The sequence below is a fragment of the Lysinibacillus sp. FJAT-14745 genome, assembly GCF_001275675.1.
Taxonomy (GTDB): Bacteria; Bacillota; Bacilli; order Bacillales_A; family Planococcaceae; genus Lysinibacillus.
The window spans coordinates 34,347-54,912 of the sequence record NZ_LITM01000014.1 but is presented as its reverse complement, the minus strand read 5'-3'; the positions used below and the strand labels follow the sequence as shown (position 1 = coordinate 54,912).

At 36.7% G+C, this 20,566-nt stretch carries 23 protein-coding genes and 1 other annotated feature; of the genes, 18 read left to right on the top strand and 5 right to left on the bottom strand.

Features of this window, described 5'->3' with window-relative positions; genetic code table 11:
* The first annotated feature begins 352 nt into the window (after positions 1 to 352).
* The 9 genes from AMS59_RS19930 to AMS59_RS19890 all read left to right on the top strand — a co-directional run bounded on the left by AMS59_RS19930 (position 353) and on the right by AMS59_RS19890 (position 9,929).
* Positions 353 to 1,327, top strand: coding sequence for a PstS family phosphate ABC transporter substrate-binding protein (locus tag AMS59_RS19930; protein WP_053485484.1), 975 nt, complete (start codon positions 353 to 355; stop codon positions 1,325 to 1,327).
* A 64-nt stretch (positions 1,328 to 1,391) separates the two neighbouring features.
* Positions 1,392 to 2,339, top strand: coding sequence for a phosphate ABC transporter permease subunit PstC (pstC, locus tag AMS59_RS19925; RefSeq protein ID WP_053485463.1), 948 nt, complete (start codon positions 1,392 to 1,394; stop codon positions 2,337 to 2,339).
* A 1-nt stretch (position 2,340) separates the two neighbouring features.
* Complete coding sequence (pstA, locus tag AMS59_RS19920) at positions 2,341 to 3,219, top strand: phosphate ABC transporter permease PstA (protein WP_053485462.1); 879 nt, start codon at positions 2,341 to 2,343, stop codon at positions 3,217 to 3,219.
* 42 nt (positions 3,220 to 3,261) lie between these two features.
* Complete coding sequence (gene pstB / locus AMS59_RS19915) at positions 3,262 to 4,065, top strand: phosphate ABC transporter ATP-binding protein PstB (RefSeq protein ID WP_199777802.1); 804 nt, start codon at positions 3,262 to 3,264, stop codon at positions 4,063 to 4,065.
* Positions 4,066 to 4,078: 13 nt separating this feature from the next.
* Positions 4,079 to 4,738, top strand: coding sequence for a phosphate signaling complex protein PhoU (phoU, locus tag AMS59_RS19910; RefSeq protein WP_053485460.1), 660 nt, complete (start codon positions 4,079 to 4,081; stop codon positions 4,736 to 4,738).
* 735 nt (positions 4,739 to 5,473) lie between these two features.
* Positions 5,474 to 6,346 carry a hypothetical protein gene (locus AMS59_RS19905; RefSeq protein WP_053485459.1) on the top strand — a complete coding sequence of 291 codons (873 nt, stop codon included), beginning with the start codon at positions 5,474 to 5,476 and terminating at the stop codon, positions 6,344 to 6,346.
* Positions 6,347 to 6,418: 72 nt separating this feature from the next.
* On the top strand, positions 6,419 to 7,489 hold the full coding sequence (locus AMS59_RS19900) for a mechanosensitive ion channel family protein (RefSeq protein WP_082337586.1): 1,071 nt from the start codon (positions 6,419 to 6,421) through the stop codon (positions 7,487 to 7,489).
* 39 nt (positions 7,490 to 7,528) lie between these two features.
* Positions 7,529 to 7,794, top strand: a binding site (T-box leader).
* A 181-nt stretch (positions 7,795 to 7,975) separates the two neighbouring features.
* On the top strand, positions 7,976 to 9,376 hold the full coding sequence (gene trpE, locus AMS59_RS19895; RefSeq protein WP_053485458.1) for an anthranilate synthase component I: 1,401 nt from the start codon (positions 7,976 to 7,978) through the stop codon (positions 9,374 to 9,376).
* Positions 9,357 to 9,929: an aminodeoxychorismate/anthranilate synthase component II gene (locus AMS59_RS19890; protein WP_053485457.1), complete on the top strand. Its 573-nt coding sequence runs from the start codon at positions 9,357 to 9,359 to the stop codon at positions 9,927 to 9,929. The genes trpE and AMS59_RS19890 overlap by 20 nt, the downstream gene beginning before the upstream one ends.
* A gap of 75 nt (positions 9,930 to 10,004) precedes the next feature.
* On the opposite strand, the gene AMS59_RS19885 is transcribed toward AMS59_RS19890, so the two are convergent.
* Entirely contained in the window at positions 10,005 to 10,502 is a 498-nt protein-coding gene (locus AMS59_RS19885; protein ID WP_053485456.1) for a hypothetical protein, read from the bottom strand.
* Between the two features lie 3 nt (positions 10,503 to 10,505).
* Complete coding sequence (locus AMS59_RS19880; protein WP_369814341.1) at positions 10,506 to 10,958, bottom strand: hypothetical protein; 453 nt, start codon at positions 10,956 to 10,958, stop codon at positions 10,506 to 10,508.
* Positions 10,959 to 11,108: 150 nt separating this feature from the next.
* On the opposite strand from AMS59_RS19880, the gene rpmG reads away from it, so the two are divergent.
* The 4 genes from rpmG (at position 11,109) to AMS59_RS19865 (ending at position 14,295) form a co-directional block, all read left to right on the top strand.
* Positions 11,109 to 11,258 (top strand): 50S ribosomal protein L33, encoded by a 150-nt coding sequence (gene rpmG, locus AMS59_RS24495; protein ID WP_008408521.1) that lies wholly within the window; start codon positions 11,109 to 11,111, stop codon positions 11,256 to 11,258.
* A gap of 65 nt (positions 11,259 to 11,323) precedes the next feature.
* On the top strand, positions 11,324 to 11,908 hold the full coding sequence (locus tag AMS59_RS19875) for a 5-formyltetrahydrofolate cyclo-ligase (RefSeq protein WP_053485454.1): 585 nt from the start codon (positions 11,324 to 11,326) through the stop codon (positions 11,906 to 11,908).
* Between the two features lies 1 nt (position 11,909).
* Entirely contained in the window at positions 11,910 to 12,119 is a 210-nt protein-coding gene (locus AMS59_RS19870) for a YqgQ family protein (protein WP_053485453.1), read from the top strand.
* Between the two features lie 280 nt (positions 12,120 to 12,399).
* The gene (locus tag AMS59_RS19865) at positions 12,400 to 14,295 is read left to right on the top strand and encodes an LTA synthase family protein (RefSeq protein ID WP_053485452.1); all 1,896 of its coding nucleotides are present in this window, start codon (positions 12,400 to 12,402) and stop codon (positions 14,293 to 14,295) included.
* A 343-nt stretch (positions 14,296 to 14,638) separates the two neighbouring features.
* Here the strand turns inward: AMS59_RS19865 and AMS59_RS19860 are convergent, their stop codons facing one another.
* Positions 14,639 to 14,818, bottom strand: coding sequence for a DUF2759 domain-containing protein (locus AMS59_RS19860; RefSeq protein WP_053485451.1), 180 nt, complete (start codon positions 14,816 to 14,818; stop codon positions 14,639 to 14,641).
* A gap of 167 nt (positions 14,819 to 14,985) precedes the next feature.
* Here AMS59_RS19860 and AMS59_RS19855 point away from each other — a divergent pair, with 167 nt between their 5' ends.
* From AMS59_RS19855 to yidC, 3 genes are all read left to right on the top strand, one after another.
* On the top strand, positions 14,986 to 15,630 hold the full coding sequence (locus AMS59_RS19855) for an MBL fold metallo-hydrolase (RefSeq protein ID WP_053485450.1): 645 nt from the start codon (positions 14,986 to 14,988) through the stop codon (positions 15,628 to 15,630).
* Positions 15,631 to 15,972: 342 nt separating this feature from the next.
* On the top strand, positions 15,973 to 16,233 hold the full coding sequence (locus AMS59_RS19845) for a hypothetical protein (protein ID WP_053485448.1): 261 nt from the start codon (positions 15,973 to 15,975) through the stop codon (positions 16,231 to 16,233).
* Positions 16,234 to 16,266: 33 nt separating this feature from the next.
* Entirely contained in the window at positions 16,267 to 16,917 is a 651-nt protein-coding gene (gene yidC / locus AMS59_RS19840) for a membrane protein insertase YidC (RefSeq protein WP_053485447.1), read from the top strand.
* A 173-nt stretch (positions 16,918 to 17,090) separates the two neighbouring features.
* Here yidC and AMS59_RS19835 read toward each other — a convergent pair whose 3' ends face one another.
* Together AMS59_RS19835 and AMS59_RS19830 are read right to left on the bottom strand one after the other, a co-directional pair.
* Complete coding sequence (locus AMS59_RS19835; protein WP_024361272.1) at positions 17,091 to 17,333, bottom strand: DUF2626 family protein; 243 nt, start codon at positions 17,331 to 17,333, stop codon at positions 17,091 to 17,093.
* A gap of 119 nt (positions 17,334 to 17,452) precedes the next feature.
* Positions 17,453 to 18,163 (bottom strand): metalloregulator ArsR/SmtB family transcription factor, encoded by a 711-nt coding sequence (locus AMS59_RS19830; RefSeq protein ID WP_053485482.1) that lies wholly within the window; start codon positions 18,161 to 18,163, stop codon positions 17,453 to 17,455.
* Positions 18,164 to 18,490: 327 nt separating this feature from the next.
* Between AMS59_RS19830 and comGA the strand changes: the two genes are divergently transcribed.
* Together comGA and comGB are read left to right on the top strand one after the other, a co-directional pair.
* A complete protein-coding gene (gene comGA / locus AMS59_RS19825; protein WP_053485446.1) occupies positions 18,491 to 19,510 on the top strand; it encodes a competence type IV pilus ATPase ComGA in 1,020 nt (339 codons plus the stop codon).
* A complete protein-coding gene (gene comGB / locus AMS59_RS19820; RefSeq protein WP_053485445.1) occupies positions 19,488 to 20,561 on the top strand; it encodes a competence type IV pilus assembly protein ComGB in 1,074 nt (357 codons plus the stop codon). Before comGA ends, comGB begins: the two co-directional genes overlap by 23 nt.
* The last annotated feature ends 5 nt before the right edge of the window (positions 20,562 to 20,566 follow it).

Sequence of the window (20,566 nt, the reverse complement as noted above, 5' to 3'; positions counted from 1 at the left end):
ATCTTTCCAATAGGAAGCAAGTTTATCTTCATTCAGAAGAAGACTCCCGCCTCTGAAGGTGGTGAGATGAATGCGGATGTGGCCCTTTTCAGTGGGTATCCATACACCTACTGAAATAGAGGAACTCAGTCTAAGAAAGCCACGTCCTATGACAATTTACAAAAGCGACAGGAACAATTACGCCAAGGCGAAATTAATTGCAATTGTAAATTCATCTTTACAATCGTTTACAAAGCATTACATTCCTTTACATCTCTTTTACGAACTGTTTATACGACTTCAACATTTAGTCATTATAGTAAAGAATGTAAGGCAAACAACTATAAAAATGTTAGTGACGGAGGCAAATGAGATGAAAAAGTGGAAGTACTTAACGATGACAGCGGTAATGGGTTCAGCATTAATGCTTGGCGCATGTGGTAGCGACTCTGCTCAAAAAGGTAACAATGCAGAAACTAGCGCACCAGCGAGCTCAGGACAAGACACTGCTGACAAAAAACTGCAAGGCGCTGTAGCAGGTGATGGTTCATCAACAGTCGCACCAATTATTGAAGCAGTTGTTGAAGAGTATGCAGGGACTCAACCAAATGTCAAAGTATCGGTAGGTGTTTCTGGTACTGGTGGTGGTTTTGAAAAATTCATCGCAGGTGAGACAGACTTTTCTAATGCATCTCGTCATATAAAAGATGAGGAGAAAGCAAAACTAGAGAAAGCAGGAATTGCTTTTACAGAGCTTCCTTTAGCATATGATGGCATATCAGTTGTTGTGAATCCTGAAAACACTTGGGCGAAGGATTTAACTGTTGAGCAATTAAAGAAAATCTGGGTTGAAGATGGTAAACCTAAAAAATGGTCTGATATAGATCCATCTTGGCCAGATGAAAAGATCGTGTATTACTCACCAGGTACTGACTCAGGAACGTACGATTACTTTGATGAAACGATTTTAAACGGTGCTGATCTAGCAAAATCAGCAACATTATCAGAGGATGATAACATGCTAGTTCAAGGTGTAGCGGGTGACAAAAACGCAATCGGCTTCTTTGGCTACGCTTACTACTTAGAAAATAAAGATAAATTAAGTATTGTGAAAGTTAACGGCATTGAGCCAACAAATAAAACAATTGAATCTGGTGAATACGCACCGCTTTCAAGACCACTATTTGTATACGTGAAAAATAGTGCTATGAAAGATAATGAAGCGGCATATGATTTCATCAAATATACACTTGAACACGGGGGAGACATGGCAGATACTGTTGGTTATGTCAGTCTACCTAAAGATAAATATAGTGAAGCATTAAAGACTTTAGAAGGCTTAAAATAAGTAGACATGCATAGAGGGAAAGAGATGTATGCTCTTTCCCTCTCTTATTTGAAAGGAGCACCCAATGGTTTCTCAAAAAGAAAACAAGACATCATCTGTGCAGCAATTAATTGCAAATTCGCGCAATCATAAAACAAAGAAAATAGTGGAAAAAGCAATGCCAACTCTATTATTTTCTGCGGCACTTATTTCTATATTGACGACATTTGGCATTGTTTTCACTCTTATTTTTGAAACGTTTGAATTTTTCAAACGTGTTTCGATTACGGATTTCCTATTTGGTACACAGTGGCTACCGTTTTCAGGAAAGGAACCATTATTTGGGATTTTACCTTTAATCGCTGGAACATTGAAAGTCACACTTATTGCAGTTGTCGTAGCTGTACCATTTGGTATTGCTTCTGCAATCTATTTAAGTGAATATGCAAGTGAAAAAATAAGACGTACGGTTAAGCCTATTTTAGAGGTGTTAGCAGGTGTACCGACAATCGTGTATGGTTTCTTTGCATTAACATTTGTAACGCCGATGTTACAACAAATTATTCCAGGGCTGAAACTTTTTAATGCACTTAGTCCGGGTATTGTTGTAGGAATTATGATTCTACCAATGATTACATCACTTTCTGAGGATGCGATGTCATCTGTCCCAAATAGTATGCGTGAAGGAGCTCTAGCTCTTGGAGCAACAAAGTTTGAGGTAGCTATAAAAGTAGTATTACCAGCTGCATTATCAGGTATTATCTCTTCGGTTGTTCTCGCCATTTCCCGGGCAATAGGTGAAACGATGATCGTATCACTTGCAGGCGGATCTACACCTAAATTTGATTTAGATGTGACAGACTCGATTCAAACGATGACTGCTTATATTGTACAAGTTGCAACAGGCGATGCTGGTTATGGTACGACAATTTATTATTCGATTTATTCAGTAGGATTCACATTATTTATCTTTACTTTAGTGATGAATTTACTTGCTCAATATATTTCTAAACGCTTCAGGGAGGTTTACTAGCATGCGCTATATGGATGACACTGTCGTCATGAAACGAATGACAAAGCGTATTACATTCAATAAAGTTTGGAAGTCATTATTCTTCTTAGCAACAACCTTTGCATTAGTGACACTAGTTATTTTGCTTTACCGTATAGTAACACAAGGTGCTGACTATTTAACAATCGATTTTTTAACAAATTTCGCTTCACGCTTTGCAGATAAAGCGGGCATTAAGGCAGCTTTAATAGGTTCACTTTGGCTGATGGCAGTTGTTGCTCCAGTGTCGATTATTATAGGTGTAGGGACTGCGATCTATTTAGAGGAGTATGCAAAGAAAAATAGACTAAATGACTTTATTCGTATGAATATCTCGAACTTAGCAGGAGTACCTTCCATTGTATTTGGTTTACTTGGGTTAACAATTTTTGTTCGAATGTTGGGACTAGGGAAAAGTGTTTTAGCAGCCGGTTTAACAATGAGTTTATTAATTTTACCAGTGATCATTGTTGCGGCGCAGGAGGCTATTCGTGCAGTACCGAATGAACAACGCGAAGCTTCTTACGGTATGGGTGCAACAAAATGGCAAACGATTTTGCATGTTGTGTTACCAGCAGCCATTCCTGGGATATTAACAGGAAGTATATTAGCGATGTCTCGTGCAATTGGTGAAACAGCACCACTTGTTGTTATTGGAATCCCTGTTATTTTACAGTTTTTACCTAATAGTTTGTTAAGCCAATTCACAGCTTTGCCTATGCAAATTTACGATTGGGCAAAACGTCCGCAGGAGGCATTTCAATATGTAGCGGCAGCCGGTATTTTAGTTCTTATGACAGTGCTTTTACTGATGAACTCTATTGCCATCTTTATTCGAAATAAATTCCAAAAACGTTATTAATGAGGTGACCTTATGGTACTGGGTATAAAAGAGGAAAAATCTATTGTCAAACCGAATCATTCGGCTACAAAGCCATCTGCTGATGTTGCCAAAAAAGTAGTATATGATACACGTAATTTAAATTTATGGTACGGTGATCATCATGGTTTAAAAGACATCAATTTAAGCATCTACGAAAATGAAGTAACAGCTATAATTGGCCCTTCAGGTTGTGGGAAATCTACTTATTTAAAAACTCTAAATAGAATGGTAGAGCTTGTACCGAGTGTTCGAACATCAGGTGAAATAGTATATCGTGAGCGCAATATTTTAGATAAAAGCTATACTGTTGAGGAATTACGCACTCGTGTAGGTATGGTGTTCCAGAAGCCAAACCCATTCCCGAAATCTATTTACGATAATATTGCATATGGTCCACGTATCCATGGCATAAAAAATAAGAAGATTCTTGATGAGATTGTTGAAAAGTCTTTACGCGGTGCGGCTATTTGGGATGAAGTAAAGGATCGCTTAAATCAAAACGCATATGGTTTATCAGGTGGTCAGCAACAACGAATCTGTATTGCTCGCTGTTTAGCGATTGAACCAGATGTTATTTTAATGGATGAACCAACATCTGCACTTGATCCGATTTCTACATTAAAAGTAGAAGAACTTGTGCAAGAGCTGAAAAAAGATTATTCAATTATTATTGTGACACATAATATGCAACAAGCGGCGCGAATTTCTGATCGTACAGCATTTTTCCTAAGTGGAGAGGTCGTTGAGTACGATAAAACAGACGTTATCTTCCAAACACCAGCAGATCAACGTACTGAAGATTATATTTCAGGTCGTTTCGGTTAAGGGGGAGCATTAGATGGTAGTACGTGAACGTTTTGAGCAGGAATTAAAAGAAGTACAAGAACAATTTATCGAGATTGCTAATAGTAGTATCAACGCTCTCAAAATAGCATTTGAAGCGTTATTAAATCAGGATTTAGAGACATCCTTAAAGATTCTTGAGGACGATTTAATCATCAATCGTCTTGAAGAAGAAATCAATGATCATGTTATTTTAATGATTGCTAAGCAGCAGCCTGTTGCTACTGATTTACGTCGTCTCATGGTGCTTGTCAAAGCGGCATCTGATATGGAAAGAGTAGGGGACTATGCAGTAAATATTGCAAAAGAGACGATTCGTATTGGAAAAGAGCCACTTGTCTTTCCTACAACAAATTTACAAACGATGTGTAACAAGACTGTAGAAATGCTAGAGAGTATTATCAAAGCTTTTACAGAGGAAGATACTGTTCATGCCAAGGAAATTGCTGAACTAGATGATTACGTGGATGATTTATATGGAGCGACAATAACGCTATTGCTGCGTGCAGGAGCTGAAAATCCAGCACATATTTCTCAAATTACACACTTAACATTTGTTTGCCGATATTTAGAACGCTCAGCTGACCACGCAACAAATATTGCCGAACACTTATTTTACTTAGTCAAAGGTAAACATTATGAATTGAATAATTAGTAACGGAAGAGCCAATTATAGGCTCTTTTTTTCATTAGTGGTGAAAAACAAACGGTTAAGGGGATTATAGTGCCGCTATAAATAAGAGTGATCCCATGCTACTAACTATTCTGTGGCGAGTGTAGAGCCGCTTCCTTAGCTTACTTTATTGATACTGCTTCGCTTTCACACAATAAAATCTTGTTGCTGACGTTCCGCTTTCGCACAGATAAAACATTGTTGCTGAAGTTTTGTTTTATCATTATAAATTAGTGTCATGTTAGAAGATACATACTAAGTGAGATAGTTGATTGGAGTGGAGACTGAGCGACTCATCGGGGATCAGCAATAGAGGAACGAAGGCTAAAACCATCACGTCCTGTGATAACGCCTTCGTGACCAGCATCGTGCTGGCCCGAGACCCTGGAGCGAGCAAATAGAGGAACGAAGGCTAAGACCATCACATCCTGTGATAAAGCCTTCGTGACCAACATCGTGCTGGCCTAAGCGGCTCATCGGATGCCCCCAGGAAGCTCTGCTCTGCGCGAAAGCGAAGCGTCAGCGGCAAAGCGCTTAGTCGGAACGGAAATCAACCCCTCGTCTTGGCGAAGAGCCATATTTAATTAATGCTAGGTAACTGCAACATTTTATTAAAAATAGCGTCAAAATACTGCTAGCGTTATTGTATTGTCAAAAAATTATTTTGGTTATACTATAGACATTATCCAGAAAAATGTGCTGAGGAGGTGCTGCTTCGTGAAAGACGCTGTAGAATCACTTATAGAGAAATTTGATCTGGAATTCACGTTAGAACAACGTAACTTTTTATGTTTTCTATATGAAAACTTACATCTTGAGGAATTAAGTAACAAGGAACAACATTTTTTTATTGATTATTTTTACAAGAGTGAAACATTACGAAATATGGCAGCATTTGCACTAGAGTTGGCAGATATCATGCATGAAATATGCGAAAATATACCAGCTATTCAGCCAGCCGAACGATTGGCCAATGGAAAAGAGCAGCGCATGTATTATGAGCGAAAGTGGCAGGTAGCTAGGCGCCAAAAGTTAAATCGTCAAACAATAAAAAAAGGAAACATCCTCTATGTTCCGTTTGATGAATATAAAAAAGAAACAGGTCCAATTATTATCTGTCTTGAACAAACAACGGGTATGGCGGCATATTCTGAGCTTTGTAAAAGCATAATTTTACCGTTTTTTATGAACGCGCATCGTGAACGTCGAGATTTGTATATCGTTCCGTATGACAGTCAAATTCATGTACATTATCGATTCGAAAACGGCCATATAAATTTATCCGATTTTAAGGATTTTATTGAATATAAGGCAAAGGGAGAAGCTGCAGTTCTGCCTGTGCTCCATTTTGTTAAGGGCTTGCTACAAGAAAATCAAGATTGTACAGAAGCGGATATTATTATTTTTACAGAAGGTACTCCGACCGATGGGCAGCATCTCGATGGAAAGCAAGCGAAAGCTGTACTTGAGGAAATGAAACGTAAGTATCATGCTGAATTTTCGGTGATCGCTATGCATGAACATAATTTTAATGAGCAACAATTTTGGTTTGCCAACAAAGCTTTTTTTGCGGATGACGCTATTCAATAAAAACGGAGCTGATCGCATTGTTGATCGGCTCTTTTACTGCGAATATACATAGTAGTTAGAGGAGAATGAGATTTGAATTCATTGAGATGGTTATTACCAGATATTTCAACCCCAACGTGGATGGAAGTTGTTATTGCCGTTGCACTTTGTGTAATTGGTTGGCTTTTTCAGCATTTTGTTATAAAGAAAGTTATTAATCTTACTGTTACATTTTTGAGAAATCGTCAGCAAAACTTTCAGGCAACAGTGCTCGCACAATTTAATAAAGCGATTCGTTATGCATTTATGTCTGCAGTGATTGTACTCAGTTTATCGATATTATTAGAAATCTTTTTATTTACACATGTAGCAACTAAAAATTTTGTGTTGTCTATTATGGTGTTTTTTGCCTTTAAAGGCGTATATGATGTATTACATTTTTATACAAAGCAGCCACTACCGTTGAATAATGATGAGGAACCAAATGTCCTGTTACCTTTTTTTCTTCGTATAGGAAAAGTGCTTATTATGATATTGGCGATGTTTACGATTGCTTCTTTCTGGAACTTTAACTTGAATGGCTTTTTAACCGGGATTGGCTTAACGGGTGTAGCGATTGCCTTCGGTATTCGAGATACACTAGCGCATGTTTTTGGTGGGATGTCAGTCGCATTAGACAACCCGTTTCAAATTGGCGATTGGATAGCAACAGAGGACCAAAAAATCGAAGGAACTATTGAAGATATTAATCTTCGAAGTACTTTAATTCAAACGGGTGATAAAGGGCTTGTTTACGTACCTAACTCCTATTTGGTAAATCGACCAATCTATAATTTATCGAAACGAGAAAAACGAAAATGTGAGCAATTTTTATTGGTAGCTGCTGAAAATGAAGAAGAAAAATTACGCAGTGCTTTAAATGCTATTCAAAAGGAAATTTATTTGCATGCTCAAACAGAGAAAGAAATGATTCATGTATTTATAGATGAGTTTTATCCAACCTCTTATCGCGTCCTTGTGCGTTTCTATGTGGCAACCAATGATACCGCAGTGATGCTAAATGTGCGACAGGATATTTTGTTTGCTATTCGTCAAATCTTTCAAGAACTAAATATAATACTAGCAAATCCAGCTGAAGATGAATGGTTTCGTAATAAAAAATAATTTGAATTGTTAGTTTTTTTGCTTTACAATGAAAACATGTAATCAGCTTTGATGAAGAGTAGTAGCTATTATTATTTGTTATAGAGAGCTAGTGGTTGGTGGAAACTAGTACAAATGAATGGTGAATGGACTTCGGAGCTCTAATCCTGAATAAAGTATGGATTAGCGTCTGCCTACGTTACAGGGGATAGAGTGGGTCTTTTAACTCATTCAGCGGATATCCAAACATCAGCTGAATGCAATTATGCTAGGGCATAATTGATAAAGACCAATGAAGGTGGCACCACGGCTTTTCCGTCCTTTTGTGATGGAAAGGCCTTTTTATATGTTTTGGCGGAACTGAACAGTGTTACACAGTTCAAAAAGCGGACGCAAAGTTTATAGAAACGAAAGCGGAGTCTAACGAAGCGGCAGCGTCAATTACGCCAATGCATAATTGATCATTTTGGTGTAGAAGAGCAGAGCATAGAAAAGGAGAGAAAGAGTATGACAGTTGAGCTTAGAAAGTTTGCCGTGAAGGCGTTGAAAGGTGATATGGTGACGCCTATTTCCGTTTATCAATCACTTGAAGGGAAGCATAAGATGCTTTTCGAATCGTCTGCCAAGCATGAAGAAAGTGGGCGTTACTCATTTATTGCCGTCAACCCAATTGCAGAACTGATAGGAGAAAGGAATGGTTATTCTTTTACCAAAGATGGAGAAACAGAAAAATCGAGCGCCAATGTATTCGTAAAATTACAACAGATTATGCCGTTGCATAGGGCACAGTATCCTTTTGCCTTTTTCGGGGGAGCAATTGGGTTCTTTGGGTACGAAACAGCATTTTATACAGAGAAAATAGGTGAATACTTGCAGGATGATTTAGAAATGCCAGATGTTCATATCTTTTTCTATGATACATTCATTGTTTTTGATCATTTAAAGCAAGAGGTAACATTAGCAGCGATTGATTTATTTGATGAAGGGCGTTCCTATGAAGCGATGGAGCTAGCAATCTCCAAGATGGAGGAACAGCTATATGCTGGAACAATGTGTGACGACATGATGTTTGGCAAGCTTGATTTCAAACCAATGATCGCCAAAGAAAATTTTGTGGCACTGGTTGAACGTGCAAAGCAGCATATTCGTAAAGGGGATATTTTCCAGATTGTTTTATCACAACGTTTCACTTCACCATATACAGGTAATCCTTTCGCTTTATATCGTCAATTACGTACTTCTAATCCATCACCATATATGTTCTATATGGATTTTGGTGCGTATACCATTTTAGGTACATCCCCTGAAAGTCTCGTTAAGGTGAAGGATCGAAAGGTAACGACAAATCCGATTGCTGGAACGAAGCCTAGAGGTAAATACGTGGAGCAGGATAACGCGATCGCGGAAGGTTTATTAAATGATGAAAAAGAAATTGCTGAACATCGTATGCTAGTGGATTTAGGGCGTAATGATCTTGGACGTATTGCCAAAGTGGGTTCAGTGAAGCTAATGAAATATATGAATATTGAGCGTTATAAACATGTTATGCATATTGTATCAGAGGTTATCGGCGAATTACGTGATGATGTCCATGTTTTGGATGTTCTCCGAGCGTGCTTACCTGCTGGTACAGTATCAGGTGCGCCGAAAATTCGCGCTATGCAGCTTATTAATGAGCTTGAGCCTGTGAAGCGAGGTGTCTATGCAGGTGCAGTAGGCTATATATCCGCTACAGGGGATATGGATTTAGCGCTAGCCATTCGGACAATGATCATAAAGGATCATCGTGCCCATGTGCAGGCAGGGGCTGGAATTGTTTACGATTCAGTGCCATTGTCTGAATACGAGGAAACACTGAATAAAGCTCGCGCGCTATTGGAGGTAAAAAATGATTTTACTGATCGATAACTATGATTCATTCACCTATAATTTGTTTCAACAAATATGTATGCTTCAGAAAGATGTAAAAGTAGTACGTAATGATGAAATAACAATTGAAGAGATTAAGAAAATGCAACCAGAAGCCATTATTTTATCGCCTGGCCCAGGTATGCCAATTGATGCAGGAATAACAGTGGATGTTGTTAAAGAGCTTTATACGAAATTTCCTATTTTAGGCATTTGTCTTGGACATCAATCGATAGGGCAAGCTTTTGGGGGGAGCATCGTTCAAGCTAAAAATATAATGCATGGAAAACTATCGACGATTGAATATGAAAAAACAAGCTTATTTGCTCAGTTAGACGGTAAAATCGAAGTAATGCGCTATCATTCCCTCGTCATTGAGCAAAACACCTTACATGAGGATTTTAATATTTTAGCAAAGTCCAGTGATGATGGTGAAATTATGGCGATTCAACATAAGGAGTATCCACTTTTTGGGCTACAGTTTCATCCAGAATCCATTGGGACGCAAGAGGGCAGTATAATGATGCAAGCTTTTTTAGAACAAATTTCATAAAATAAAAGACTGTCACCGAAAATCAGTAGTTGTGATTTTCGGGTGACAGCCTTTTTTATCAATGGGATCGTAATGTTATTGCTTTTTCCCTGTAATCAATTTTGCAATTTCCTCTAAAGACATCGAAGAATTGACCTCGTATGAGCCAATTTGTAAGCTTCGTGCGTATTTAGGATTAGCAAGAAAAAGTTCCATTTCAACACTATTTTCGATGATGCCACCATCTTCAAGCTTTTGCGCCACAGTATATGGTTCCATACCGCTATAAATTTGAAGTGTCATTGTTTTAGCGTTTGTCGGTGTATCTGCCGGTTTATGATTGTCTTTAGCCTTTGTTGCAGGTGCATCTGTCTTCTGATTATTTTCCTTTGGAGCTTGCTTAGCTTGTTCCTTTAACAATGCAATTTCTTTATTTGCCTGTTCAAGCTTTTTTTGTAGCTCCTCTACATGTTCTGTATTTGTGGAAGCTTTAGTTGGAAGACCGATATTGAGATCAAAACGAGCAGCTAAGGCTAACAATGCTCCGACAAGAAAAAGTGCAATGCCAAATGCACGGATAGCGGACTTATTCATGAATTACCGACCTCCGTTTGCAATCACTTGACGGACTTGCTCTTCAGTTAAATTTGAACGAATACTTATATCGGGTACAGAAAGACCCTGCTTATTTAGTTCAAGCACCTGACTTATAATAATTTGATGTATAGGTTTCGTTTTTGGAGTAGCTTGTCCAGTCTTCGATGTCTGAGCAGCCTGTTGAACCGCTTGCATAACCTGTTGGACCTTCGGATTTGGTATAGCGTTAGTTTGCGCTGACTGTGATTTAACCTGAAACTCTGGCTCTAATAACAGCTCCTCTTCAACAATTTTTAGACGACGTTTTAAATTATTTGTTTCTTGAAAAATTGAGATGGATAGCTCCTCTACATCTTGTTCGACTTTTTTCGCGCTATTTTTGAAAAAGAACGACGCAATAATTAGGAGAATCCCCACAATCATAAGTATGATGGATAAATCCAATAGTTTCACCTCATTAAGTTATGTAATTATAGGTATTTTACCATATGCGAACTTAATATGAAATGAAGGTAGATTTTTTTTCATTTTATGTTATAATAGGTTAGTCGTATAAATCATGCTCAAAATTTTAATTCTTGATATAGAGTGGGAGGGTTAATAATGCGCGTAAACATTACTTTAGCTTGCACAGATTGCGGCGAACGTAACTACATTTCTAAAAAGAACAAGCGTAACAATCCAGAGCGTCTTGAACTTAAAAAATATTGCTCTCGCGAGAAGAAATACACTCTTCACCGTGAAACTAAGTAATCGCTCATTAAGCCAAAACCACTTGTGGTTTTGGCTTTCTACATTTTAATAGGGGGTAACTTAGCATGGACAAAACAACTTTGCGGAACGAGGTAAAGGAAGCTCTTGCCAAAATGGGCGGAGTAGCTTATCACGATCAATCATTTGCTGTAGTAAAAAAAGTGCTGCAGGAACCATATATAATAGAAGCAACTACAATCGGCATCACCATTTCTAATAAGCCAGAAGTCGACACAATTCCATTAATAGAAGAACTGTGGCAACTTGGTAAAAAAGTCGCTGTACCTAAATGCAATCCAAAAACAAGAGAAATGTCATTTTACGCCATTGAATCGTTTACCCAGCTTGAAACTGTTTATATGCATTTGCGTGAGCCAATTCCAGAGAAGTGTGAGTTTGTTGACGCAAATGAAATGGATGTCATACTTGTTCCTGGAGTTGTTTTTGATAAGTTCGGTTATCGAATAGGCTATGGCGGTGGTTATTATGATCGCTATGTATTAAACTATAAGAAGGGTAAGCTCATGTCTCTGCTATTTAATGAGCAGCTATATGAACATGTACCCAAAGAAGCGCACGATTGCCCAGTAGATATCATTGTGACACCGACAAAACGTATTGACTGTGTAACACAACGAGGAGCGAACTAAAATGGACAAAATGTTAGATATTTATGAACTATTGAAAACATACGGCACTTATATTTACACACGAGATCGTATTGGTGATTTGATGTTAATGGAGGATGAAATTCGTGAGTTGTATAAAGCGAATGTACTAGATATTAAAGATTACCAAATGGCATTATTACTAATTCGACAAGAAACAACAAAGCTTCGCATAAAAGAAAATAATCAGTAATGTTTTAAATATAATTCATTTGTGGTATTGTAAAGATAATGTAACATGTATGTAATATTCTTAAAAACAGTGGTTTTCCACTGTTTTTATGTTTTACGAAACTTTTTACAAACAAAAACGTATATATTACTATCTGGCGCATATACGACCAAGAAGTACAGTTTTTCCCAAAATATATCTATTGATTATCTGTAAAAAATGGATTAAGATATATTTTGTTTCAGTAACAAATTGTTGAAAATTATTATTTTTTTGTAAGAAAGTAGGGAGGATGTTAAGGATGAAATCAATAAAGTGGCCTAAACATTCATTTATGATACTAGCAATTGTAGCAACTTGGATAAAAACGGTCATTGTTTATCACACAAGCTTTGAGATGAAAATCGAAAATGCGATGCAACAATTTATTTTGTTTATTAATCCATTAAGCTTCGTGCTATTTGCTTATGGTATATCGTTATTCTTTAAATCGCCAAAAGTTAAAAGTCGTTATATAATAACTATCAGTGTTATTTTGTCGATTGTTTTATACGGGAATGTTGCGTTCTATCGTTTCTACAATGACTTTATTACGTTACCGGTATTATTCCAAACAAATAACTTTGGTGATTTAGGAACTTCAGTAGCAGCAATTGTAAGTCCTTGGGATTTATTATATTTCGTTGACGTACTTATTCTAATTTTAGCTAATAAATATTTGCCTAAAATGAAAGATACAGTAAAAGTCAACGTGGAATTCCGTCGCGCGTACTTCGTATTAGCGATTGCTGTGTCGTTCTTAAACTTAGGATTAGCTGAAACAGAGCGTCCACAATTGTTAACACGTAGCTTTGACCGTGAATTACTTGTGAAAAACATCGGTACTTATAACTACCATTTATATGACATTTATATTCAATCAAAATCTTCTGCTCAACGTGCATTAGCGGATGGCAGTGAACTAGTAGAAGTGAACAACTATATTCGTTCTAATCAAGCAGCGGTCAACCCTCAAATGTTTGGTAAATACAAGGGGCGTAATTTGATTCTTGTGTCGATGGAGTCTTTACAAAACTTTGTGATTAATAACCAAATGGATGGTCATGAAATTACACCATTCTTAAACTCTTTAACAAAAGATAAAGATACGTATTATTTCAGCAATTTCTACCACCAAACTGGATTAGGAAAAACTTCTGACTCAGAGTTTATTACAGAAAACTCATTGTTTGGCTTAGGTCGTGGTGCGGTATTCTTCACGCATGGTGGAAATACGTATAACTCAATGGCTGAGCGCCTTGGAGAAAATGGCTACTTTACAAATGTCATGCACCCGAATAATAAATCATTCTGGAATCGTGACATGATGTATCAATCATTACACATTAATAAATTCTATGACATAGATTCATATAAGATTGGCGAAGGGCAAGCTGTGAACTGGGGTATGAAAGATATCCCATTCGTAGAGCAATCTGCAGCATTAATGAAAGATATGCCACAGCCATTCTATTCACGATTAATTACTTTAACGAACCACTATCCATTCACATTGGATCCAGAAGATGTCATGATTCCTGAATATAATTCAAACTCAGGTACATTAAATCGTTATTTCCAAACAGTTCGTTATATGGATGAAGCACTTAAAGACTTCTTCCAAAGTTTAAAAGATCAAGGTTTATATGATAACTCTATTATTGTTATGTATGGTGACCATTATGGTATTTCAGAAAACCACAACAAAGCGATGGCTCAATATTTAGGAAAAGAAAGCATTACACCATTTGATAATGCAATGCTACAAGAAGTACCTTTATTCGTTCATATCCCTGGATCAGGTGATGGTAAAGAAATGACAGAGGTTGCTGGACAAATGGATTTACGTCCAACAATTCTACATCTTCTTGGCGTTGAAACTTCAAAGGATATGCAACTTGGTGCAGACCTATTCTCACCAGAGCATGAAGATTTCGTTGTATTCCGCGACGGTCGTTTTGTAACAGATAAATATGTATATGCTGGTGAAGCTTGCTATGACAAAGCTACTGGCGAAGAAATTAATGGTGAGCCATGTCAGCCTTACGCTGATCGAGCTACGAAAGAACTAGAAAGTTCGGATGCCATCATAAACGGTGATTTACTCCGCTTCTATGACCAAAAGACAGGTAACTTGAAGCAAGGGGCAGTCAAGTAACAAAAAAAGAGATCTCACTAATGTGAGATCTCTTTTTTTGCACTGCTAGGGGAGAGGCACGATGTTCAATCTACATTTTCCGATTTTTAGCAGAAGTGACGAGCTATTTTCATCCATATGGTGGATACCAAAACAAATAGTGTAAAAACTTCTTTTAACACTTCAATAAGGGCGTATTGAAAAATTTTTATGTAATAATATTAAATTGAATTTTAAACGCTCTGGAAGCCAAAAAAACTGCTTAAAGGAAAGTGGCTATGATCATTTTTGGAAGGGTATTAATATAAAAACGACAGAAAAAGAGCAGTCTCGTAATGGAGACTGCTCTTTTTCTGTCTGAATTTTAGTGTAATTTTGGTGGGTATCCGCTATTAATTACTGTCATAATTACGAACCAACCGAATACTACAGCACTTAATAAGTTGAAAGCGACGCTTAAAAGGTTCTTTTCTTTAAGTGCTTGGAATGTACCAACTACAGCTAAAATTGCAACTAGACCAAAAATAACCATTAATAAGTTCATTAGAAATTGACACTCCTTTCGACATCAGAAAATGAATGTCGTAACAATATTCCTCCTTAATTGTAAACGTTCTACCTGTTTTTGTCGAGAACTAATATAGCTTAAACTATGAACATTTATCGTCAAATTGTGGCAAAGGTTGTATAATTGTAATTGAGGTGATAACAATGATGAACGTACGAAGTTATTCACTTGGACCTGTCCAAACGAATTGTTATATCGTATCGAATAAAAATAAGGAATGCTTAATATTTGATCCTGGAGAAGAAGCAGATCGAATCATCAAAGCTCTCCGCAGTAACAATCTAAAACCACTAGCCATTTTTTTAACACATGCACATTTTGACCATATTGGCGCAGTGGATGCCGTCCGCGAGACTTTTAATGTTCCAGTATGGATTCATGAAAAAGAAGTGAGCTGGTTAGCAGATCCAACAAAAAATGGCTCTAGTAAATACGCAGCATTACCAGATTATATTGTCAGTGCCCCAGCTGAAGAAAATATTATTAGAGTAGAACAGCTATTTGAAATAAGCGATTTTTGTTTTAAAGCTATTTTTACGCCAGGGCATTCGCCGGGTAGTATATCATATATCTTTGAAAATGATGGCTTCGCTATTGTTGGAGATACACTTTTTGAGCAAGGTGTTGGTCGTACAGATTTACTTGGAGGCTCAACAAAAATATTACTTGCATCCATTCATGATAAGTTATTGACGCTACCTGAAGATACTATTATCTACCCTGGTCATGGGAATTATACAACAGTTGGTGCAGAAATGGAGACAAATCCTTTCTTGAATGGTTTTTAAGGATAGGCGATAGTTAAAAATGGCTCATTATCATAGCGTGGGTTGATTTCCGTTCCGGCTGGGCGCTTTCCTGGGGGCGTCCGATGAGCCGCTTCACTCGCGTTGCTCGCTCCAGGGTCTCGGGCCAACAAGATGTTGGTCACGAAGGCGTTATCACAGGACGTGATGGTTTTAGCCTTCGTTCCTCTAATCGCTAATCCCCGAGGAGTCGCCCAGCCTTCACTCCAATCAACTTATATATGGCATATGTTTTACAAATTACATCCTAAAACTTTTGGTGAAGGACTTGGAAAATTTATACAGTTACACTCATTTATGATAAAATAAAAATAGGTGATGTAAATGGAATTATTATTGCTATTATCGCTTATTACTGATTTTAGTTATTTAGTACAACATAGTCCATTTATTAAAGTATACATTTATACTATTTTTGATAAAATTACTGTCATTGACGCGAATCTTGACGTATCAATTGATTTAACTGTCAATGTCAATTTCGAAAGTAAAATTTATCCTTCTCATATGTTTCTTAATAAATGGTTGAGAAAAGTAATTTACAGTAAATCAGATAATGACGAAGAATTAGTATCCCTTTTATAAGAAAAATTATTATAAAAGGGGAGAAATTAATTAATGTTTGAATTTATAACACAACCACTGACAAATTTGCTAGATACTATCTTTAATTTTACGGGGAGCTATGTAGCTGCCTTAGTGATTTTAACAGTGCTAATACGCTTAATATTAATGTATCCAAATTATAAATCCTTTAAATCCCAACTAGCAGTTACACAAACGTCGCTAGGTAATAAGGAAAAATTAATAGAGCTACAATCAAATTTAAGCAAGGCTAAAACAGAAGAAGAGCGTAAAGAATATCAGTTGCAAAGCTCTCAAATAATGATGGAAAACTTTTCAGGTATGAAAACAGGTTGTTTAACAGCGCTCATTCAATTTCCGATTTTAAGCGGACTGTATTATACCATTACAAAAAGTAATGCCATCAAGCATGAGAATTTCTTCTGGTTTAATCTAGGATCTGCAGATATTTTTATGACAATTATCGCAGGTTTAACGATGATGATTCAAATTTATATGTCAGTTAAACTATCTGATAATAGCAACCCACAAATGAAAATAATGATATTTATGATGCCTATGCTGATTGTTATTTCTTCAATTTTCATGCCATCAGCCATCCCATTTTATTGGACAGTTTCTTCTTTGTGGGTGACATTACAGAGCTTCGTGTTTAATAAATTAAAGCCTAAATTAACTTCATAAAATACAAAAATCCCCCTAGCAATTCGTAGGATAGATAGAATAAACCAAAATCTAACCTATTTGATGCAAAGGGGGATTTTACTATGCTTTCATAAATGATCATGCATCTGATGAATAAATTTGCATAAAAAAAGCATGTCTCACACTTAATGAGACACGCGTTTTTCTCTGTATTAATGACCGCCACCAGGTACGTGAATGAATGTTGTATAGTACGTGAAGCCAGCAAAGAACACAGTTAAATATGCTCCGAAAATGTACATGTACATACGTTCTGAAAGGTTTAAGAAGCCTAATAATAAGAATAAACCTGTATTACCTACGAATAATAGCGATACTTCGTTCATACCACCAAGGTAGAACATAACTGCAAAAATACCTGTCCAGAATGCCATAACTTTATACATATTATCCATGAAGATTTCCCCTCCTTTTGCCCACGACACAATAATCTCTTACTCATTATAAATGATATGAAAGGTATCTGTAAACTGGAACTTCTTCTTCTTTGTGACAAACAATTGATTTTTAAAAATTAGCTATCGATTTCTGTCACGTTTATTTCATATTTACATAAATCGCAATTATGTATCATGCTATCAATTTGTATTAACTCATTGCTCGAGTATAACGCATCTACCTGTCCCTTTAAATAGGATTCATGTAAAGAACAAACAATTTCTGAATGTGTAGTAAGCTGCTCCTGGAATGGACAATTAAAAATGGAGAAATTCACACTTTTACCATGCTCTGTTTGTTGTACTTGCGGAATATAGCCAATTAATGCTGCATTGTCAGTTAATAGCTGAAGCTTCTGTTCGAAGGAAAGGGTATTATTTAATTGTAACTCGGCATTGACATAATTCTTCATTTGCTGATAACCGTCTTGGTAGCTAATGTTCTGACATCTTTCTAATGCAGACGGTCCAAATTCTTCAATTAATTGGATTGTCCATTTTAATAGTCGATCTTCATCACGCCTCGGGAACGTTAATGATACACCTTTATCTGAGGCCTTATATACGCGACCAGGTCTACCACCTTTCCCAGTTTTGGCAAAATCAGCGGTAATTATATTGATTTCTGAGAGCTTTGTTAAGTGTAAACGTGCAACGTTTGGATGGATGCCGAATTTATCAGCGATATTTTGGACCGTTACAGTTTTCTTCTCTTGTAGTATGTACTCATAAATAGAGTATCTAGTTTCATCGGCCAATGTACTAGTAATTTTTAATGGATGGATCATTTTCTTCACCTCTATGTAAATTTTTTTGAATATTACTTCTTCTGCCAAGTGTAGGAAAAAAATCATGTTGTTTCTATTATATTGCATTATTGAAAAAGATACAGTTCCTTTAGTCATAAATATTAACTTTTTCATAGGATTATGTTCAAATTTAGTGGGAATTTGCATGTTATCCACATTTTTATAGCAAAAAACATGTTTGATAGGAAATTTTATAGCAAATTTTTATTTTAAGAAAAGGGCTTTTCTCGTGACAAGTTTCTATCTATACTAGGAAATAACGAATAGAGCGGTCATATTCGAATGAACCAGAAGAGGGGTGCGAATATGAAAAATTTTGAAACAGTTGTTGAACAAAAATGTGAGCAACTTTTACTAAAAGCCTATCATTTCGGTGCATCAGATTTATTATTAGTTCCAGAGAGTATACGATATCGTATTTATTTTCGAAAATATGATAAGCTGCTCCATGCAGGTGAATTACCAAACGATCTTGCGGAACGAATGATTTCCTTTTTTAAATTTTTAGCGGCATTAGATATTAGTGAGCGTCGCAAACCCCAAAGCGGCTCCTTCCAAAAAGCTATGGAACAAGATCAATATGCCTTTCGTGTTTCTACACTTCCCTCAGTATTTTTAAAAGAAAGCCTAATTATCCGATTGCTTCTACAAAATCATGCATTCCCACTTACTTCCTTATCTTATTCCAAGTATTCAGCAGACTTGTTAATGGAACTAGTGAAACATCAGCAAGGACTTTTATGTTTCACAGGTGCAACGGGCTCTGGTAAATCAACATCTTTATATTCCCTAATCCATTACTGTTCGACAGAGCTTAATCGACATGTCATTTCATTGGAGGATCCTGTAGAAAATAACCAAGCAAACCTTTTACAGATTCAAGTAAACGAACGAGCTGGCGTTACATATGCTACAGGCTTAAAGGCTATTTTACGCCACTCACCTGACGTTATTATGATTGGTGAAATACGTGATAAAGAGACTGCAGAAATCGCAATCGAGGCGAGTTTAACAGGTCATTTAGTAGTAACGACCATTCATGCCAAGGATTCGGTAAACTGCCTTTATCGATTTATAGACTTAGGTATTTCAATAGAAGAACTTCGTCAAACTGTGGTAGGAATTGTTGCTCAAACACTTTTCCAATCACCAATAGTCAAGGAGGAACGCTGTGCATTGTTTGAAATATTAAGCGATGTTCATCTTCAAATGGCCATCAAAGCAATTATGCAAAAAACTAGCTATGAGCTACCACATAATTTAACGCTTGCAGGTCAAAAAGAATTGATAGAGAGTCAGAACTATGCGAATACGAAAGTTTATTGAAAGAATTCGATTAGATTACAAGAAGGCAACAAAATGGCGAGTAAGAGAACAAGCTCGTTTTTTTAGTCGACTAAGCGTGTTAATGCAAGAAGGTTATTTATTTCCACAGGCTATTTCTATTCTATTACCTCATCATATTGAAGGGCATGAAGAAATACAAAAGCTGATCAATGAAAAGTTGAGGCAAGGAGTTGGTGTTTCAGGGATTTTTGAAGCATTGCAACTTCCAAAGCATCATTTAGTCGCCATTATAGTTGCAGAAAACAATGGGGGTATGATTGAGACGTTAAAAGGTGTGGCACAGCAAATGGCTTTAAGTGAAACGACGAAGAAAAAATTAATGAAGCTACTCTTATATCCAATAGTACTCATTATATTTTTGTTGCTGTTGTTTTTAGTATTTCGCACCATATTCTTTCCTAATATAGAAAAAATGGTGACAAGTCGAACTGTCGGCACAGAGGAGGCAGGCATTGCTTTATCAAAAGTATTATTGCATTTTCCCGATGCTTTAATTGTCGCAGGCATAGCAGTAATATGTAGTATTTTTATTTTTCACCTTTATCTCAAACGACGTCCCATTGCTCGCCAGTTAAACATTATCCTAAACACGCCATTGATTCGTATTTATATACGAATGTCTTTGACGAGACAATTTGCTGCTTATTTAGGAAGTCTACTACAAAGTGGATTTTCTTTACAGGCGAGTCTACAGATCTTAGAGGAGCAACGACTTCAACCGTTTCTACAGTATCTGGCACGATGTTTAAAGGAGCGTGTTGTTTTTGGTGATACGCTGACACAAGCTGTTCATTTGATGACAGTTTGGCAGAAGGATTTCTCGATATTTGTTGAGCATGGAGAGCAAAGTGGCTATTTAGGAAAAGAGCTGGTACTATACAGCGAATTATTAACAGAAAAACAAGAGCAACTATTGCATAAAATCCTTGCATTTGTACAACCAACCTTCTTTATTATTATCGCAATGTGCATCGTTGCCGCATATGTAAGTTTATTATTACCAATATATCACATGATTGAACTAGTATAGGAGGA

Bases quoted from the DNA above. Each gene is read 5' to 3' on its own strand.
- pstC (WP_053485463.1), top strand. From the start codon at position 1,392: ATGGTTTCTCAAAAAGAAAACAAGACATCATCTGTGCAGCAATTAATT.
- AMS59_RS19865 (WP_053485452.1), top strand. From the start codon at position 12,400: ATGAAATCAATAAAGTGGCCTAAACATTCATTTATGATACTAGCAATT.
- AMS59_RS19845 (WP_053485448.1), top strand. From the start codon at position 15,973: ATGGAATTATTATTGCTATTATCGCTTATTACTGATTTTAGTTATTTA.
- rpmG (WP_008408521.1), top strand. From the start codon at position 11,109: ATGCGCGTAAACATTACTTTAGCTTGCACAGATTGCGGCGAACGTAAC.
- yidC (WP_053485447.1), top strand. From the start codon at position 16,267: ATGTTTGAATTTATAACACAACCACTGACAAATTTGCTAGATACTATC.
- AMS59_RS19875 (WP_053485454.1), top strand. From the start codon at position 11,324: ATGGACAAAACAACTTTGCGGAACGAGGTAAAGGAAGCTCTTGCCAAA.
- comGB (WP_053485445.1), top strand. From the start codon at position 19,488: ATGCGAATACGAAAGTTTATTGAAAGAATTCGATTAGATTACAAGAAG.
- comGA (WP_053485446.1), top strand. From the start codon at position 18,491: ATGAAAAATTTTGAAACAGTTGTTGAACAAAAATGTGAGCAACTTTTA.
- AMS59_RS19870 (WP_053485453.1), top strand. From the start codon at position 11,910: ATGGACAAAATGTTAGATATTTATGAACTATTGAAAACATACGGCACT.
- trpE (WP_053485458.1), top strand. From the start codon at position 7,976: ATGACAGTTGAGCTTAGAAAGTTTGCCGTGAAGGCGTTGAAAGGTGAT.
- AMS59_RS19830 (WP_053485482.1), bottom strand. From the start codon at position 18,163: ATGATCCATCCATTAAAAATTACTAGTACATTGGCCGATGAAACTAGA.
- AMS59_RS19835 (WP_024361272.1), bottom strand. From the start codon at position 17,333: ATGGATAATATGTATAAAGTTATGGCATTCTGGACAGGTATTTTTGCA.
- AMS59_RS19860 (WP_053485451.1), bottom strand. From the start codon at position 14,818: ATGAACTTATTAATGGTTATTTTTGGTCTAGTTGCAATTTTAGCTGTA.
- phoU (WP_053485460.1), top strand. From the start codon at position 4,079: ATGGTAGTACGTGAACGTTTTGAGCAGGAATTAAAAGAAGTACAAGAA.
- AMS59_RS19885 (WP_053485456.1), bottom strand. From the start codon at position 10,502: ATGAATAAGTCCGCTATCCGTGCATTTGGCATTGCACTTTTTCTTGTC.
- AMS59_RS19855 (WP_053485450.1), top strand. From the start codon at position 14,986: ATGATGAACGTACGAAGTTATTCACTTGGACCTGTCCAAACGAATTGT.
- AMS59_RS19890 (WP_053485457.1), top strand. From the start codon at position 9,357: ATGATTTTACTGATCGATAACTATGATTCATTCACCTATAATTTGTTT.
- pstA (WP_053485462.1), top strand. From the start codon at position 2,341: ATGCGCTATATGGATGACACTGTCGTCATGAAACGAATGACAAAGCGT.
- AMS59_RS19930 (WP_053485484.1), top strand. From the start codon at position 353: ATGAAAAAGTGGAAGTACTTAACGATGACAGCGGTAATGGGTTCAGCA.